The sequence below is a fragment of the uncultured Blautia sp. genome (genome assembly GCF_902497045.1).
Classification (GTDB): domain Bacteria; phylum Bacillota; class Clostridia; order Lachnospirales; family Lachnospiraceae; genus Blautia_A.
The window spans coordinates 37,175-54,391 of the sequence record NZ_CABVDF010000002.1; the positions used below are offsets into that span (position 1 = coordinate 37,175).

Genomic DNA, 17,217 nt, shown 5'->3' on the forward strand with positions numbered 1-17,217 from the left:
GTCGAAAAGTTTTACTTGACAATAAGGAAAATATATAATAGCATGTAAGAAGAAAACACGAACATAGGTTTGGAACTTTTGGAATAAGAAATTAAGGAGAAACTGCAGGATGGTAAATGAAGAAAAGCAGAAAGCGCTGGAAGCAGCGCTGGGACATATTGAAAAACAGTACGGAAAAGGCTCTGTAATGAAGCTTGGCGAATCAGGAGCACATATGCATGTAGAAGCAGTTCCTACAGGATCTTTAGGACTGGATATTGCCCTTGGAGTAGGAGGCGTGCCTAAGGGACGTATTGTTGAAATCTATGGTCCGGAATCCAGCGGTAAGACAACCGTTGCCCTCCATATGGTGGCTGAAGTTCAGAAAAGGGGCGGAATAGCAGGATTTATTGATGCAGAGCATGCTTTGGATCCTGTTTATGCTAAAAATATTGGTGTAGACATTGATAATCTTTATATTTCACAGCCTGATAATGGAGAGCAGGCACTGGAAATTACAGAAACAATGGTGCGCTCTGGTGCAGTAGATATCGTGATCGTAGACTCTGTGGCTGCACTTGTACCTAAAGCAGAAATTGAAGGAGAGATGGGAGACAGCCATGTAGGACTTCATGCACGACTGATGTCCCAGGCACTGCGTAAGCTTACGGCAGTGATCAGCAGATCCAACTGCGTGGTTATTTTTATCAATCAGCTTCGTGAAAAAGTAGGTGTGATGTTTGGAAACCCGGAAACCACAACCGGCGGCAGGGCTTTGAAATTCTATGCATCGGTACGTCTTGATGTAAGAAGAGGAGAGACTCTGAAACAGGGCGGAGACATGGTAGGCAGTCATACCAAGGTAAAGGTTGTAAAAAATAAAGTTGCGCCTCCATTTAAGCAGGCAGAGTTTGATATCATGTTTGGCACAGGAATTTCCAGAGAGGGAGAAATTCTGGATCTGGCAGCAGAATGTTCCGTAGTCAATAAAAGCGGAGCATGGTATTCTTATAAAGGTGAAAAAATAGGTCAGGGACGTGAAAATGTTAAGGTATTCCTTAAAGATCATCCGGAGATCTGTGAGGAAATTGAAAAACAGGTAAGGATCTTCTATCACCTTCTTCCTGAGGATGAAGCGCAGGAACTGGAACAAAAGACAGAAAATTCTTCTGAAAAAGAGGATGACCTTTTATAAAATATGACCATGATGGAAATACAGGAAGAACAGAGACAGGCGCGCAGAAAAGCTATGAAGCTTCTGGAGCGAATGGACCGAACGGAGAAGGGACTTACAGAACGTCTGGAGCAGGCAGGATTTTCCGGGGAAGCAGTAAAGGATGCGGTTGAATATGTAAAAGATTACGGATATATCAACGATGAGCGTTATGCGGTAAATTTTATTACATGCCGTATCCATGAAAAAAGCAGACAGAAGATATTTCAGGAGCTGTATTCCCGGGGAATCAGCAGAGATATGGCGGAATCAGCCTGGAATACAGCCTGTGAAATAGAAACTCCGGATGAGCGCCGGCTTTTGAAACGAACTGTAGAGAAACGTTGTGCGGCAGGATCAGAATTAGATGAGAAAGAGATGAGACGCCTTTACGGATTTCTTTCCAGAAGAGGATTTCGTGCCGGAGAGATTTCTTCCGTACTGGAGGAAATGGAAATTACCTTTTGTAAAAATTATGGCAACAAATAGGTAGAAAAACTTGACAGATTTCTCAAAAACAGCTAAACTTGTATTGTTGTATTTGTACAATGAAAACTAAATAAGGAGGTGCTCCTGTGACAACTATCATTATAAGTGTAATTGTCGCTGTAGTGGTCGCACTGCTTATTGCGGTTCCTCTTACTTGCAAGTTGGCTGTCGAGAATAAGGCAAAGAAAGATGCCGAGGTTGTCGGCACAGCAGAAGACAGAGCAAGAAGCATCATAGATGAAGCTTTAAAAACTGCTGAAACGAAAAAAAGAGAAGCTTTATTGGAAGTGAAGGAAGAATCTCTCCGCACTAAAAACGAACTGGAGAAAGAAACCAAGGAACGCAGAAATGAGCTGCAGAAATACGAGAGACGTGTTTTATCAAAGGAAGAATCTGTAGATAAAAAAGCGGATATCGTAGAGAAACGTGAGACTGAATGCACAGCAAAAGCTGCTGAATTGCAGAAGAGAGAAAAGAAAGTAGAAGAGCTTGAACAGAAGGGAGTACAGGAACTGGAAAGAATTTCCGGTCTGACCTCCGAACAGGCAAAAGACGAACTGCTGAAAACTGTAGAAGATGATGTTAAGGTGGATGTGGCAAGACTCTATAAAGAGCTTGAGAATCGTGCCAAGGAAGAAGCAGGAAAGAAAGCAAAGGAATATGTTGTTAATGCCATTCAGAAATGTGCGGTAGATCATGTGTCAGAAACAACAATCTCTGTTGTACAGCTGCCAAGTGATGAAATGAAAGGCCGAATCATTGGAAGAGAAGGCCGAAATATCCGTACATTGGAGACCCTGACAGGTGTTGATCTGATTATCGACGATACTCCTGAAGCTGTTGTTCTTTCCGCATTTGATCCGATTCGAAGAGAAGTGGCAAGAGTTGCTCTTGAGAAGCTGATTGTAGATGGGCGTATCCATCCGGCGAGAATTGAAGAAATGGTGGAGAAAGCGCAGAAGGAAGTGGAAGCACAGATTCGTGAAGATGGTGAAAATGCTGCTATGGATGTTGGTGTGCATGGAATCCATCCGGAATTACTGAAGCTTCTGGGCCGTATGAAATTCCGTTCCAGCTATGGACAGAATGCTTTGAAGCATTCTATTGAAGTTGCACAGCTTTCCGGAATTATTGCTGGTGAAGTTGGTGTAGATGTTCGTATGGCAAAACGTGCAGGTCTTCTTCATGACATCGGTAAATCTATTGATCACGAGGTAGAAGGTTCTCATATTCAGATTGGTGTAGATCTTTGCAAGAAATATAAAGAATCTGCAGTTGTGATCAATACAGTAGCATCCCACCATGGCGATGTTGAGCCCGAATCTCTTGTTGCATGTATTGTACAGGCGGCAGATGCAATTTCCGCTGCAAGACCAGGCGCAAGAAGAGAGACGCTGGAGACATATACCAACAGGCTGAAACAGTTGGAAGACATCACCAACGAATTTAAAGGTGTGGATAAGTCATTTGCTATTCAGGCAGGCAGGGAAATCCGTGTTATGGTAGTACCGGAACATGTGACAGATGCTGATATGGTTCTGCTGGCAAGAGATATTGCAAAACAGATTGAAGCTGAACTGGAATATCCAGGACAGATTAAAGTTAATGTTATCCGTGAGAGCAGAGCTGTAGATTATGCAAAATAATTCTGGCAGATGATATACTGCAAAAAGTTCTTTTTATGAAGTATATAAGCCGTGTGAAAGAAATTTCACACGGCTTTTTGCGTGGTGTAAATAAAAAGTCTGTTGGCGGCAGACATATTTTTACTGCTGGATCAGTAAAATGGTACAGGGTGAGAGAATGAAAAAAAAGCTGGGATTATATAAAAAGGGAAATCTTCCAGTATATGGTCTTTTTCTGATCGGTTTTTTGGCAGGTGTGATTTTACCTAATCTGGCCTGGAAATATGACTGGAGCCAAAAAACAGCTGCGTCCATTTATCTTTTGACATCTTTTGCAGATAAAAATCTGGAAAAGCAAAAGTATATGCTTCATGTTTTAAGATTAAGAGGAAGTCAGTTTTTGATACCGGTATTTTGCGGTCTTTCTGTATTCGGGATAACATTTTCAGTGGTAGAAATCGTGCTCATAGGTTTCCAGACAGGCTTTCTTATGACAGCATCTATTCTTCAATTTGGCCTTCAGGGGGGAATTATAGGGATAGGGGCAATGTTTCCCCAGTACATTCTTTATTTTCCGTGTTATTTTTATCTTATGAAAATGGTTTATGAGCAATCTGCGGAAATATGGAAAAATCATGGATTATTTCCTACAGAAATTTCGAGATATTTTGTTAAAATCCTTTTGTGCGGAGTCCTGTATGCTGGAGGAATAGTTCTTGAAATATGGTGTAATCCTCCGGTAATGGAGATTTTAATGAAAAGCCTGAATATCTTTGGAACAGCTGATATTTCATAACAGAAAAGGACTTTGATTTGAGGGAAATACAGTGTATAATATTGCACATATCATAAGAAAAAATCACATCAGAGACTTAGAAGATAGGTCCTGAATAAAAAGGAAGTAGAAGAATGGAATACTTAATCAACCAGTTTATAGAATACCTGCACCGGGAGAAAAATACTTCCGGAAACACAGTACTTTCTTACAGACGGGACTTAAAAAAGATGGCTGTATATTTCGAAGAGGCAGGACTTAAAAATATAGAAGAGGTAACAGAAGCAGATCTTAAAAGTTACTTAAGCGATATGAAAAAAGCAGAGTTTGCACCATCTACAATATCCAGGAATACCGCATCTATACGAGCTTTTTTTCACTATTTATTTAAGAAAGGGATGATTTATGAAGATCCCTCAGAGGGATTAAAAGCGCCAAAGATCCAGAAAAAGGCACCGGAATTTCTTACAGTAGAGGAAGTTGACCGTCTGCTCAGGCAGCCAAATCCAGAAACCGGAAAAGGTATGCGGGATAAAGCAATGCTGGAACTGCTTTATGCAACAGGGATGCGTGTCAGTGAACTGCTGAACCTTCAGACAGAAGATGTGAATCTTAGTTTTGGATATGTAATCTGCCATGACAGTGAAAAGGAGAGAGTACTTCCTATTGGAAATGTGAGTAAAGATGCACTTGCAGTATATATGGACAAAGCAAGAGGATTTTTTGTGAAAGATACAAAAGAAACGACATTGTTTACAAACTGTTCAGGAAAAGCCATGAGCAGGCAGGGATTTTGGAAAGTACTGAAAGGATATGCAGAAGCGGCGGGAATTCACAGGGATATCACCCCTCACACGCTTCGCCACTCATTTGCGGTTCATATGCTGCAGAACGGGGCAGATATTAAAAGCGTACAGGAAATGTTAGGTCACTCAGATATTTCTTCTACTCAAATCTATTTGGGGCTGGATCCTGTAAAAATGAGAGATGTTTATATGAAGGCACATCCAAGAAGTTAAAGAGACAGGTTTTTTGGGGCTGACAATGGAGAAAGTTAAATGTTCCGCAGATATGAAACCGGATGCAGAATGATCTGGCAGTCTGCATCCGGTTTATGAGACAAAATAAATTTTTAGCTGACAGCCTGGGAATTCTGAAAAGACAATCATCAGTCTGCTGTTATCAGCACATTTCAGCAATGGTGTAAAGCAGTTTTTCGGATTCATCCCATCCAAGACAGGCATCTGTAATAGATTTTCCGTAGATATGTTCTTTTCCGATTTTCTGGTTTCCCGGTTCGATATAACTTTCAATCATAAGACCTTTTACCAGTGTTTTCAGTTCAGGATCTACCAGACGGCTGTGCAGAACCTCTTTGGCAATACGAATCTGCTGTTCGTACTGTTTGTTAGAATTGGAATGGTTGGTATCCACGATCACGGCAGGATTTGTTAAATCTTTTTCCTGATATTTTTCCCAGAGAAGTTTCAGATCTTCGTAGTGATAGTTGGGAATCGCCTCTCCATGCTTGTTTACCGCTCCTCTCAGAATCGTATGGGCAAGAGGATTCCCGGTTGTTTCTACTTCCCATCCTCTGTAAATGAAACGATGAGATCCCTGAGCTGCAGTGACGGAATTCAGCATTACACTGAAGTCTCCGCTGGTAGGATTTTTCATTCCGGCCGGAACATCCATACCGCTGACTGTGAGACGGTGCTGCTGATCTTCTACAGAACGCGCACCTACAGCAACATAGGAAAGAAGATCCGAAAGATAACGGTAATTTTCCGGATAAAGCATTTCATCGGCACAGGTAAAGCCGCTTTCCTGGATGGCGTGGATGTGCATTTTACGGATAGCCACCAGTCCTGCCAGCATATTTGGCTTTTTCTCAGGATCCGGCTGATGCACCATACCCTTATAGCCCTCGCCGGTAGTGCGGGGTTTATTTGTGTAAACTCTTGGGATGATCAGTACTTTGTCAGCAATTTTATCCTGAACTTTTCGCAGTCTTAAAAGATAATCAATTACGGCATCTTCATTGTCTGCAGAGCAGGGACCGATTATAGCAAGAAATTTATCGGATTTCCCGGTAAATACATCACGGATCTCCTGATCTCTTTTTTCTTTTAACGCCTGTATGGAAGCATCAACAGGATATTCTCCGCGTATATCTTCCGGTGTAGGCAGTTTCTTGATAAATGAAAAACTCATAATTTCCTCCTCGCGTCCATGTGTTTGGACATACAGGTACTCTCTTGAGAGTTTCCTCTTCGCGTCCGTGTGTTTGGACAGATGATATTTCTCTGTTATGATTATAAACGATTCTTGTTTTATTGTCGATAGAGAATCTGTATGTGCAGATACTTATTTGTTTACTGATCATATGACCGCTGTTGAGAACGGAATGAACAGAACCCTTATGTGCTGCTGTACAGAGCAAAAATGTGAAGGCAGGTGAGAAGAATCTCACTTATCAGGATTCCGTAAAGGTATCCTTTGATTCCTATTACAGGAATAAGAAGCAGCACAAAAGAAATTCGTATAAGAATTCCTGCCGTATTGTGAATCAGAGAACGGGTAGTACGTCCAAGTCCATGCAGAATACTGGTCAGTGCGGTATTTGCATAAAGAAAAGGGCAAATAAAAGACAGTGTGCGGATATAAAGTCCTGCGGAAGGAGTTTTAAATAGAAAAATCCCAAGAAATGGACCAAGGAGAAAGAAAAATGCCGTACAAAAAATCCCCAGAGCCATACAGCCTGTACAGGCTTTTAAAGCTGTGCTTCGGATTTTTTCTTTGCAGTCAAGAGCCTGCATTTCCGCTATGGAAGGCATCAGCATAAGAGAAGCAGAATTTGTTACGGCAGATGGAAATAGAATCAGAGGAAGCGCCATTCCTGTAAAAATGCCGTATATTTTCAGAGAATCAGGACCGGACAGACCATAGGCCTGAAGCTGCTGCGGAATCAGGATCACTTCTATGCTTCCAAGGAGAGTCAGAAGTATCCGGTTCAATGTCAGGGGGAGAGAGGTGTGGAAAATTTCCCGCCCAAAAGACAAGGGAGTAAAAAAGGATATTTTCTTACCGGAAAAATGTAGTCCAATAAGAAGAAGGCCTGCTGCTGCAGAAAAAATTTCAGAAATAAGAGAGCCGCCTACAGCAATGGCTGCAGTGACAGAAATATTTTTTGAAAGAAAGATCTGAAACAGAACCCAGGAGGAGCTTACTCGGATGATCTGCTCCATAAGCTGGAGACCGGAGGGAACTCCGGTTTTTTTTTCTGCAAAATAATAGCTGTTTATACAGGAATGAAGAGCAATCAGAGGAAACTGAAAAGAAAGAATCTTAATCAGAGATTCAGTAAGGGGTTCCTTCAAAATCTGCACAGCAAAAAAAGAGGCATTGGAATATAGAATCCATGCAGCAAACAGGGAAAGTGAGAAAGACATAAATGTTCCGGTACAGAATATTTTTCGTGCATCAGACTCTTTTTTCAAGGCTAATCGGGAGGCGATGAGACGGGAAAGGGATGTCTGGATGCCGGAAACGGTAAATGCCAGTACCAGATTTTGTAAAGGCATGATCAGCTGATAAAGTCCCAGTCCCTGTGCACCGATTGTATGAGAAAGGAATATCCTATAGAAGAACCCTATGACCCGGCTGATAAGCCCGGCACACGTCAGGATAAAGGTTCCCTTTAAAAAATTTTGTTTTGACATATAAGATCCTGGATGTTTTTTGTTAGTATATGCAAAAAATAGCCTTGACAGAACGTCCGCTATCTGTTACTGTAATTACAGTAATTCCGACAAAAATACTGGGAATTAAAAAGAGGTGAACAGATGAAGCTGTCAACGAGAGCGATTTATGGGCTTCGCGCTATGATAGACCTGGGTGTGTTTAGTCAGACAGAGGCTGTTTCAATACAGAGTATTGCCGGAAGACAGAATATTTCTGTCAGCTATCTGGAACAACTGATGGGAAAACTGAAGCGGGCAGGACTTGTGGAAAGCACTCGCGGCGCCTGCGGCGGATATCGTCTGGGACGTCCGGCAGAGGATATATCGGTAGGAGATATCCTGCGTGTTCTGGAAGGCGGTCTGGATGCAGCCCAGTGTGCAGGAACCTCATCAGAAGAAACCTGTGAGACAAAAGATATCTGTGTTGCGAAGTTTGTGTGGAAACGGATCAATGACAGTATTACACAGGCTGTAGACACTTTGATGCTGGATCAGCTGATAGAAGAGAGCAGAAAAAAACAGGAAGAGAGAATGTAATACATTTTATCATAGCAGGAGGATAAGAATTATGAATAAATTGATTTATCTGGATAATGCAGCTACCACAAAAACAGCTCCTGAGGTTGTAGATGCCATGCTGCCTTATTTTACAGAATATTATGGAAATCCATCCAGTGTATATGATTTTGCAGCGGAGTCAAAAGCGGCAGTAACAAAAGCAAGACACCGTATTGCAGAAGTGCTGAACGCCAAAACAGAGGAAATTTATTTTACTGCAGGTGGATCAGAAGCCGACAACTGGGCGCTGAAAGCAGCGTTTGAGGCATATAAGGGTAAGGGTAATCACATAATTACAACAAAGATAGAACACCATGCTATTCTTCATACATGTGAATATCTGGAAAAGGTAAGAGGGGCAAAGATCACTTATCTTGATGTAGATGAAAACGGAATCGTACGTCTGGAAGATCTGGAAAAAGCAATCACACCGGAAACCATCCTGATTTCTGTGATGTTTGCAAATAACGAAATTGGTTCCATCCAGCCGATCAAAGAAATTGGAATGATTGCCAGAGAGCATGGGATACTTTTCCATACAGATGCGGTTCAGGCTTTCTGTCAGCTGCCGATAGACGTAGATGAATGCAATATTGATATGCTCAGCTCCAGTGCACATAAAATCAACGGACCGAAAGGAATCGGCTTCCTTTATATCCGTAAGGGGGTAAAAATCCGTTCTTTCGTCCATGGAGGAGCACAGGAAAGAAAACGCCGTGCAGGAACTGAAAATGTTCCGGGTATCGTCGGCTATGGGGCTGCTGCGGACCGTGCGGCAAAAACTATGGAGGACCGTGCGAAAAAAGAAATAGAACTGAGAGATTATCTGATCGGCAGGATCACATCAGAAATTCCTTATGTGAAACTGAACGGAGATCCGGTAAAACGTCTTCCAAATAACGTAAATGTGAGTTTTCGCTTTATTGAGGGAGAATCTCTGCTGCTGATGCTGGATGGATGTGGAATCTGCGGCTCCAGCGGATCAGCATGTACATCAGGTTCTCTGGATCCTTCTCATGTTCTTCTGGCAATTGGCCTGCCTCATGAGATTGCCCATGGTTCTTTAAGATTGTCACTCAGCGAGGAGACTACGAAAGAAGAACTGGATTATACAGTAGATAAGCTGAAAGAAATTGTCCAGAATCTGAGGAATATGTCTCCGCTTTATGAGGATTTTGTAAAAAAACAGAAATAACTCCCGTACCTGAATGGAAAATAAAGGATGGGAATCCACAGGAAATATGATATTTGTGCGAAAATACAGGAGGAAGTAAATTATGTACAGCGAAAAAGTAATGGATCATTTTCAGCATCCCAGAAATGTAGGAGAGATTGAAGATGCAAGCGGAGTAGGAACAGTAGGAAATGCAAAATGTGGAGATATCATGAGAATTTTCCTTGATATTGATGATGAGACGCATGTGATCAAAGACTGTAAATTTAAAACTTTCGGATGTGGTGCGGCAGTGGCTACAAGCAGTATGGCAACTGAGCTTGTGATCGGAAAAACTATTGAAGAGGCTATGAAGGTTACTAATAAGGCAGTTATGGAAGCGCTTGACGGACTTCCGCCAGTGAAGGTACACTGCTCACTTCTGGCTGAAGAAGCAATCCATGCAGCTTTATGGGATTATGCCCAGAAGAATCATATTGAAATTGAGGGACTTTCCAAACCAAAGTCTGATATTCACGAAGACGAAGAAGAAATCGAAGAAGAATATTAATAATTAAAAAGGCTGCACAGGCGCTTTCCGGTATAACTGCAAGAAAATACCGGAAGCTTCTGCCGCAGCCTTATTGTGCTTATTAGAAAATGCATTGTGAGGTGGAAGCTTGACTGGACTTACAGATGAACAGGTAAAAGAGCGGATTGAAGCCGGACAGGTAAATGCTGACGAGAATCCAAATACCAGAACATATAAACAGATCATTAAAGAAAACACACTGACATTTTTTAACTTCCTGAACCTGGTGCTGCTTGTACTGGTTCTTATGGTAGGATCATTTAAAAATGCTTTTTTTGTATGTATCATAATTATCAACACACTGATCGGTATTGCGCAGGAGATCCGGGCAAAAAAAACAATTGATAAACTGGCAATTCTGACTGCAAAAAAATCTGTCGTGATCCGAGAGGGGAAAAAGTGGACGGTTCCTACGGAGGAACTTGTTATGGACGACCTGGTCTGTCTGAAGACAGGGGATCAGGTTCCGGCAGATGCAAAGATACTGGAAGGCAGTCTGGAGGTAAATGAATCTCTGCTGACAGGTGAATCAGATAACCTTCCTAAAAATAAGGGAGATGAACTGTTTTCCGGAAGCTTTGTAACGGCAGGAGAGGCCTGCTGCCAGATCATTCATGTAGGAAAGGATAATTATGCTTCCCAGATCACCAGTGAGGCAAAGGAGTTTAAACGTCATAATTCTGAACTGCGGAATTCTTTAAATGCCATACTGAAGGTGATCAGTATTATTATTGTTCCATTGGGAGCGCTGCTTTTTTATAAGCAGTATTATATGGTGGGAGTCAGCTTCCGCGATTCTATTGTAAGTATGGTGGCCGGTGTTCTGGGAATGATTCCTGAGGGTCTCGTGCTTCTTACCAGTGTGGCTCTGACTTTGGGAGCCCTTGTACTTGCAAATAAAAAGACATTAGTGCAGGAGCTTTACTGTATTGAAACATTAGCAAGAGTGGATACACTTTGTCTGGACAAGACAGGTACGATCACAGAAGGCAGTATGCGTGTAGAACGCGTTGAACCTTTTTCATTGAGCATGGATAAGGAAACAGACAGTACAGAAACGACAGATGACAGGGAAACATCCGGTGAAAGAACAGCAGATGACAGAGAGCCGGAGGATTCTCAGACAATAACTGAGCAGAATACGTCCACAGAAAAGATGAAAGAAATCGAGCGTATCATGTGCAGTATGATGAGCGTGCTTCGGGACGAAAATGCAACCGCCAATGCCCTTAGAAGGCGTTTTCCAGCAAAGGCATCTATGGAATGCGATCATGTGATACCGTTTTCGTCTGACAGAAAATACAGCGGCGCCGTATTCCATGAGGAAGGAACGTATCTGATGGGAGCTGCCCAGTTCCTTTTTCCGGAGGAGAACAGGAAGCTTACAGAATATGCTCAGAAGTATGCGGAAGAAGGGCTTCGTGTTCTTGTACTGGCTCATAGTACAGAAAAAACTGAAGAAACTGAGCTTCCGGCAGGGCTGCAACCAATAGCACTGCTTCTTCTTACGGACGTGATCCGTGAAGAAGCACCGGATACACTGAAGTTCTTTGACAGTCAGGAAGTAGATCTGAAAGTGATCTCCGGTGATGATCCGGTAACTGTTGCAGCAATTGCCAGACGTGCAGGATTGAAAAATGCAGACCGTTATGTAGATGCGACTACTTTGGAAACAGAGGAGGATATACAGAAGGCGGTAGCTGATTACAGTGTGTTTGGACGTGTAACTCCTCAGCAGAAAAAACAAATGGTACAGGCTTTGAAACGTCAGGGGCATACAGTTGCCATGACAGGAGACGGTGTAAATGATGTTTTAGCGTTGAAGGAAGCAGACTGCAGCATTGCTATGGCACAGGGCAGCGACGCGGCCAAGAATATTGCAAATGTTGTGCTTCTGGATTCCAATTTTGCATCGATGCCTCATATTGTCAACCAGGGGCGGCGTGTGGTAAATAATATCCGTACCGCAGCGTCCATGTTCCTGATCAAGACCATGTTTTCAGTTATGCTGTCACTGCTGACTATCTTTTTTGGAAATGCATATCCTTTTGAGCCCATTCAGATGTCTCTGATCAGCGCCTGTGCGGTGGGAATTCCAACTTTCCTTCTTGCTCAGGAAAACAATTACGATAAAATTGATCATACATTTTTGAGACATGTATTTTTAAATGCATTTCCGGCAGCCATTACTATCAGCTCCTGTGTGTTTACGATTATGCTGGTATGTCAGAATGTATATCACTCCAATGATATGCTGAATACAGCCTGTGTTCTTGTGACCGGATGGAATTATATGGCAGCTTTAAAGACTGTGTATGCGCCTTTGAACCGCTACCGAAAGGTAATTATTTATGGGATGCAGTTTATTTTCTTTGCTGCAGCCGTAATCTTCCAGAAGTTGCTGGCGCTTGGCTCACTGGACTTTGGGATGATCATTCTGGTATTTATCCTGATGACCTTTGCACCGGTTCTGATCGATGTGATCACCGGATGGATCCGGGATATTTTTGCACGTTCTCTGGATAAAGAAAAACCGGGACCAGTTACTTCTTTTATGACAAGACTGCTGAACGGCAAAGATGTATAAAATAAAGATTCCGATTGAACAGTTGTTTCAGGAATCTGTGATTAAAAACGATTATTCCAAAGCAGACAGCGAGCAGAGAAAGGTGGAAATGAATATGAAAAAGACAGTAGATGCAATAGGAGATGTATGTCCGATCCCTGTAGTAAAAACAAAGAAAGTTATAGAAGAGCTGAAGGCACAGGGTGGTACAGTAGAAACATTGTAGACAATGAGATCGCTGTACAGAATCTGACAAAACTGGGAAAGAGCAGCGGATATACAGTGATTTCAGAAAAACTGGAGGAAAAGAAATTTCGTGTTGAAATCCAGGTAACTACAGGAGAAGGCGTGGAGACTCAGAAGCAGGAAATTTCCTGTATCCCGGATGGGAGACGTCAGAATACGGTAGTGGTGATTTCGTCAGAATGTATGGGAGAAGGAAATCCGGAGCTTGGAACAGCGCTGATGAAAAGCTACATCTATGCACTTTCTCAGCAGGATCAGCTTCCTTCCACGATTCTGTTTTACAATGGCGGTGTGAAACTGGCCTGTAAGGATGCTCCTACACTGGATGATTTGAAGAGTCTGGAGGCTCAGGGTGTGGAAATCCTTGCATGCGGAACCTGTCTGAACTTTTATGGTCTTTCAGAAAAACTCCAGGTGGGAACAGTGACGAATATGTATGTGATCGCTGAAAAAATGGGTCAGGCATCTCTGATCATCAAGCCATGATAAGAAAAAAATTTCCCTGTGCGGTACTGACTTTTTCCACAACAACAGCAGCCATGTCCATGGAAAAAAAGTGTGGGGATTATAAAATTCCGGGACGGCTGATCCCGGTTCCAAGAGAGATCACTGCAGGCTGCGGACTTGCCTGGAAAATGACAGCAGAAGATTATGAAGCATATAAGCAGAAAATAGAAAGACTGAACCTCACAGTGGAACAGATAGTTTTCATGGAATTATAAAATATGGAAACATATGATCAAGGATTATATTGGAGAGGAGCTGCACTTTGCAGCAGAAACATATAGAACAGAGGAGAAGCGTTATGATTTATTTTGATAATGCAGCCACAACCATGCATAAGCCGGAAACGGTGATCCATGCAGTGGCGCAGGCTATGAATTCTCTGGGTAATGCAGGAAGGGGCGCCCATGAGGCGTCCCTTGATGCTTCTCGGAATATTTACGGGGTTCGGGAACGGATCTCAGAGTTTTTTCATGGAGAGGATCCTTCCAGAATTGCATTTACCTCAAATTCTACAGAAAGTCTGAATACGGCGATTAAGGGAATACTGGATCCGGGAGATCATGTGGTCACTACGGTTCTGGAACACAATTCTGTCCTTCGTCCGCTGTATGAAATGCAGGAAAAGGGCGTGGAAGTGACGATTCTGCCCTGTGACGGGTATGGGATGGTATATCCGGAGGACTTTGCGGCGGCAGTCCGTCCGAATACCAAAGCCTTTATCTGTACCCATGGATCAAATCTTACAGGGAATGTTATTGATATCAGACAGATAGGAAAAACTGCTAGAGACAGAGGAATCCGGTTTGTTGTGGATGCCTCTCAGACTGCAGGTGTATTCGATATTGATGTGCAGAAGATGAATATTGATATTCTGTGTTTTACCGGTCACAAGGGACTTCTGGGACCACAGGGGACCGGTGGTATGTATGTGAGAACCGGTGTAAATGTCCGTCCTTTGAAATCCGGCGGAAGCGGAGTGAAAACCTTTGAAAAGAAGCATCCTGCACAAATGCCCACTGCTCTGGAGGCAGGGACTCTCAACGGACACGGACTGGCCGGACTGGGGGCTGCGGTTGATTATCTGAATCAAAAGAGAATTACATCTATTCGTAAAAAAGAACAGGAATTGATGGAGAAGTTTTATTTGGGAGTCCGGGATATTCCGGGAGTGAAGGTTTATGGAGATTTTCGCACTATGGAACGCTGTGCAATCGTAACCTTGAATATCAGAGATTATGATTCCGGTGAGGTAGGAGACGCACTGTATATGGATTATGGAATTGCAGCAAGAACAGGAGCGCACTGCGCTCCCCTGATGCATCAGTCACTGGGAACTGCTGAACAGGGGGCGGTACGCTTCAGCTTCAGTCATTTTAATACAGAAGAAGAAATACAGAGAGGCATAGATGCTGTCAGGGAACTGGCAGAATAATCTGCTTTTATTTTTTTCTTAATAACCAGAAGCATCCGAAGGCAGGAATCTGAACACCTCTTGCCTCCATTTCTCTTCCGGAGATCAGATCGGTATACATGCCGTCTTCTTCGTTGATCCATGCAACCTTATCGTATTCGCTGAAATTGTAGATTCCAATGAATTTTTCCTTGTCATTTTCGCGAACCAGGGCAAGGATAGAAGAATCCCAGGTGTCAATAGTGCGGAATGCCACATCGCTGTTAAACACACTGTGCTCTTTTCTTGCTTTTTCCAGCTTGTCAAGAATTGGGAAAAGCTTTCCCTGTACAGTTTCCGGACGATGGCGGTTTTCTGCCAGATCCCAGTTAAAGTTTCCTCTGTGGAGATAACGGGAATCAGCAGCCTTTTCAGGATCGTTTTTATAGGAATAGTCATTCAGCTGTCCGATCTCATCACCGCTGTAGATTACCGGGATGCCTGACTGAGAAAGCATAAATGCATGAAGGGTGATGTCGTAGCGGATGCCTCTTGCAACCCCTTCTTCATTTCCTTCAAAACCAAAACGTTCAATTCCGCAGAGAGAAGCAGTGGTTCCGCACAGCCTTGCATCTCCAAGACGGGGATCGTCATTATAGAGCTCCCCTCGTGCAAAGGAATCCTGATAGCTTCCGGTAAGGAAATCATTCAGATATTTTTTATGAGGGATTTCCTGGATACCAAAGCTTTCAAGGAAATCATAGTCCAGTCCCCAGCCGATGTCATCATGACAGCGGAGATAGTTCTGGAACACATAATCTCTTGGAAGTCCTGCTACAATATCAAGCTGACGGCGGAGCAGGGAAACATCTCTTGTGGCAACAGTATGCCAGGTACTTGCCATTGTGGTCACATTGTAAAGAAGATGGCACTCTGGTTTTTCCACTGTACCGAAGTAAGGAACTACCTTTTCAGGAGCCATAACGACTTCACCCAGAAGAAGGACGCCAGGGCATACGATCTCGCAGATCATACGCATGATACGGACAATGGTATGTACCTGGGGAAGATTGCGGCAGTTGGTGCCAAGCTGTTTCCAGATATAGGGAACCGCATCCAGCCGGACAATATCAACACCCTGATTTGCAAGATAAAGCATATTGAAGATCATTTCATTCAGCACAACAGGATTGCGGTAGTTAAGATCCCACTGGTATGGATAAAAAGTGGTCATGACATGCTTCTGCACATCCTCCAGCCATGTGAAGTTTCCGGGAGCTGTTGTCGGAAAGACCTGAGGACAGGTTTTCTCATACATTTCCGGTACATCATAGGAATCAAAGAAGAAGTAACGGTCCTGATATTCTTTTTCACCCGCACGGGCGCGTTTTGCCCACTGGTGATCCTCAGAAGTATGGTTCATGACAAAATCAAGACACACATTGATTCCCCGTTTATGACATTCGGCAGTTACGTGAGAGAAATCCTCCATGGTTCCCAGCTCTTCCTGAACACTGCGGAAATCTGCTACGGCATAGCCGCCGTCGCTGCGTCCTTTCGGAGAGGCAAGAAGAGGCATCAGATGCAGATAATTTACATTGCATTCCTGAACATAATCCAGTTTGCTTTCAAGTCCTTTTAAAGTTCCGGCGAAAGAGTTTACATACATCATCATTCCGGTAAGATCGTTGCGTTTGTACCATGTGGGGTCTTTTTCGCGGGCAAGATCGGAAGCTTTCAGCTCTGTGTTTCGTGCATCGTAGAAATTTTTCAGTTCATCCAGAAGGTCATTCAGATGCATGGCAACATAAGGATTATCCTGGTAAAGCTCGCAGTAAAGCCATTTCAGTTCATCCAGATGACGGCTGAGGCGTGCCTGATATACGGCTTCCTCTTCCGGACGGGCGGATAATTTAGGAGCATCCACTTTTTTTGTCTCGACCTTAATCGGATCTACCTTTTTTGTTTCAACTTTAACAGGCTCTACTTTTTTAGTTTCGACCTTGATGGGATCTACTTTCTTAGTTTCGACTTTGACGGGCTCAACTTTTTTGGTTTCGACCTTGACGGGATCTACCTTTTTGGTTTCAACTTTAACAGGATCCACTTTCTTAGTTTCGACTTTGACGGGATCCACTTTTTTTGTTTCAACTTTAACAGGCTCCACTTTTTTGGTTTCGACCTTAATCGGCTCTGTCTTTTTTGTCTCTACTCTTGCAGGTTCTGTTTTATCAGATTTTGTATCGGATACCGGAGTGCTTGCTACAGTGAGTGTCTGCTCTGTTTTTGCAGCTGCAGCTGCGGCTTTTTTTTTCTGGAGTCTTTTTTTTGCCATAATAATTTCTCCTTTGCTGTTTAATTTAAATAGGCGTTTGCGAAAC

At 43.0% G+C, this 17,217-nt stretch carries 14 protein-coding genes and 1 pseudogene; 12 read left to right on the top strand and 3 right to left on the bottom strand.

What is annotated here, in order from left to right; all coding sequences use genetic code 11:
• The first annotated feature begins 109 nt into the window (after positions 1-109).
• The 5 genes from recA to xerD all read left to right on the top strand — a co-directional run bounded on the left by recA (position 110) and on the right by xerD (position 5,100).
• Positions 110-1,174 carry a recombinase RecA gene (recA, locus tag RDS42_RS00555; protein WP_308781885.1) on the top strand — a complete coding sequence of 355 codons (1,065 nt, stop codon included), beginning with the start codon at positions 110-112 and terminating at the stop codon, positions 1,172-1,174.
• A 3-nt stretch (positions 1,175-1,177) separates the two neighbouring features.
• Positions 1,178-1,681 carry a regulatory protein RecX gene (locus RDS42_RS00560; protein ID WP_308781886.1) on the top strand — a complete coding sequence of 168 codons (504 nt, stop codon included), beginning with the start codon at positions 1,178-1,180 and terminating at the stop codon, positions 1,679-1,681.
• A gap of 95 nt (positions 1,682-1,776) precedes the next feature.
• Positions 1,777-3,327 (top strand): ribonuclease Y, encoded by a 1,551-nt coding sequence (gene rny, locus RDS42_RS00565; RefSeq protein ID WP_308781899.1) that lies wholly within the window; start codon positions 1,777-1,779, stop codon positions 3,325-3,327.
• Between the two features lie 157 nt (positions 3,328-3,484).
• Positions 3,485-4,102: a stage II sporulation protein M gene (locus RDS42_RS00570; RefSeq protein WP_308781887.1), complete on the top strand. Its 618-nt coding sequence runs from the start codon at positions 3,485-3,487 to the stop codon at positions 4,100-4,102.
• A 113-nt stretch (positions 4,103-4,215) separates the two neighbouring features.
• On the top strand, positions 4,216-5,100 hold the full coding sequence (gene xerD, locus RDS42_RS00575; RefSeq protein ID WP_308781888.1) for a site-specific tyrosine recombinase XerD: 885 nt from the start codon (positions 4,216-4,218) through the stop codon (positions 5,098-5,100).
• Between the two features lie 163 nt (positions 5,101-5,263).
• On the opposite strand, the gene RDS42_RS00580 is transcribed toward xerD, so the two are convergent.
• Both RDS42_RS00580 and RDS42_RS00585 read right to left on the bottom strand, forming a co-directional pair.
• Positions 5,264-6,295 carry a 3-deoxy-7-phosphoheptulonate synthase gene (locus tag RDS42_RS00580; RefSeq protein ID WP_308781889.1) on the bottom strand — a complete coding sequence of 344 codons (1,032 nt, stop codon included), beginning with the start codon at positions 6,293-6,295 and terminating at the stop codon, positions 5,264-5,266.
• A gap of 206 nt (positions 6,296-6,501) precedes the next feature.
• A complete protein-coding gene (locus RDS42_RS00585) occupies positions 6,502-7,803 on the bottom strand; it encodes a polysaccharide biosynthesis protein (RefSeq protein ID WP_308781890.1) in 1,302 nt (433 codons plus the stop codon).
• A 123-nt stretch (positions 7,804-7,926) separates the two neighbouring features.
• On the opposite strand from RDS42_RS00585, the gene RDS42_RS00590 reads away from it, so the two are divergent.
• From RDS42_RS00590 to RDS42_RS00620, 7 genes and pseudogenes are all read left to right on the top strand, one after another.
• Positions 7,927-8,361, top strand: coding sequence for an Rrf2 family transcriptional regulator (locus tag RDS42_RS00590; protein WP_308781891.1), 435 nt, complete (start codon positions 7,927-7,929; stop codon positions 8,359-8,361).
• Between the two features lie 31 nt (positions 8,362-8,392).
• The gene (nifS, locus tag RDS42_RS00595) at positions 8,393-9,577 is read left to right on the top strand and encodes a cysteine desulfurase NifS (protein ID WP_308781892.1); all 1,185 of its coding nucleotides are present in this window, start codon (positions 8,393-8,395) and stop codon (positions 9,575-9,577) included.
• Between the two features lie 82 nt (positions 9,578-9,659).
• On the top strand, positions 9,660-10,106 hold the full coding sequence (nifU, locus tag RDS42_RS00600; protein WP_308781893.1) for a Fe-S cluster assembly scaffold protein NifU: 447 nt from the start codon (positions 9,660-9,662) through the stop codon (positions 10,104-10,106).
• A 109-nt stretch (positions 10,107-10,215) separates the two neighbouring features.
• Positions 10,216-12,714, top strand: a complete 2,499-nt coding sequence (locus RDS42_RS00605; protein WP_308781894.1) for an HAD-IC family P-type ATPase — start codon at positions 10,216-10,218, stop codon at positions 12,712-12,714.
• Positions 12,715-12,808: 94 nt separating this feature from the next.
• A pseudogene (gene yedF / locus RDS42_RS00610) lies at positions 12,809-13,425 on the top strand (sulfurtransferase-like selenium metabolism protein YedF).
• Complete coding sequence (locus RDS42_RS00615; RefSeq protein WP_331602296.1) at positions 13,422-13,661, top strand: DUF3343 domain-containing protein; 240 nt, start codon at positions 13,422-13,424, stop codon at positions 13,659-13,661. Before yedF ends, RDS42_RS00615 begins: the two are co-directional and overlap by 4 nt.
• Before the next feature lie 83 nt (positions 13,662-13,744).
• Complete coding sequence (locus tag RDS42_RS00620; RefSeq protein WP_308781895.1) at positions 13,745-14,878, top strand: aminotransferase class V-fold PLP-dependent enzyme; 1,134 nt, start codon at positions 13,745-13,747, stop codon at positions 14,876-14,878.
• A 7-nt stretch (positions 14,879-14,885) separates the two neighbouring features.
• Here the strand turns inward: RDS42_RS00620 and RDS42_RS00625 are convergent, their stop codons facing one another.
• Complete coding sequence (locus tag RDS42_RS00625; RefSeq protein WP_308781896.1) at positions 14,886-17,171, bottom strand: alpha-amylase family glycosyl hydrolase; 2,286 nt, start codon at positions 17,169-17,171, stop codon at positions 14,886-14,888.
• Positions 17,172-17,217 lie beyond the last annotated feature (46 nt).

Bases quoted from the DNA above. Each gene is read 5' to 3' on its own strand.
- RDS42_RS00590 (WP_308781891.1), top strand. From the start codon at position 7,927: ATGAAGCTGTCAACGAGAGCGATTTATGGGCTTCGCGCTATGATAGAC.
- RDS42_RS00570 (WP_308781887.1), top strand. From the start codon at position 3,485: ATGAAAAAAAAGCTGGGATTATATAAAAAGGGAAATCTTCCAGTATAT.
- RDS42_RS00615 (WP_331602296.1), top strand. From the start codon at position 13,422: ATGATAAGAAAAAAATTTCCCTGTGCGGTACTGACTTTTTCCACAACA.
- RDS42_RS00585 (WP_308781890.1), bottom strand. From the start codon at position 7,803: ATGTCAAAACAAAATTTTTTAAAGGGAACCTTTATCCTGACGTGTGCC.
- RDS42_RS00560 (WP_308781886.1), top strand. From the start codon at position 1,178: ATGACCATGATGGAAATACAGGAAGAACAGAGACAGGCGCGCAGAAAA.
- RDS42_RS00620 (WP_308781895.1), top strand. From the start codon at position 13,745: ATGATTTATTTTGATAATGCAGCCACAACCATGCATAAGCCGGAAACG.
- RDS42_RS00580 (WP_308781889.1), bottom strand. From the start codon at position 6,295: ATGAGTTTTTCATTTATCAAGAAACTGCCTACACCGGAAGATATACGC.
- RDS42_RS00625 (WP_308781896.1), bottom strand. From the start codon at position 17,171: ATGGCAAAAAAAAGACTCCAGAAAAAAAAAGCCGCAGCTGCAGCTGCA.
- nifS (WP_308781892.1), top strand. From the start codon at position 8,393: ATGAATAAATTGATTTATCTGGATAATGCAGCTACCACAAAAACAGCT.
- xerD (WP_308781888.1), top strand. From the start codon at position 4,216: ATGGAATACTTAATCAACCAGTTTATAGAATACCTGCACCGGGAGAAA.
- nifU (WP_308781893.1), top strand. From the start codon at position 9,660: ATGTACAGCGAAAAAGTAATGGATCATTTTCAGCATCCCAGAAATGTA.
- recA (WP_308781885.1), top strand. From the start codon at position 110: ATGGTAAATGAAGAAAAGCAGAAAGCGCTGGAAGCAGCGCTGGGACAT.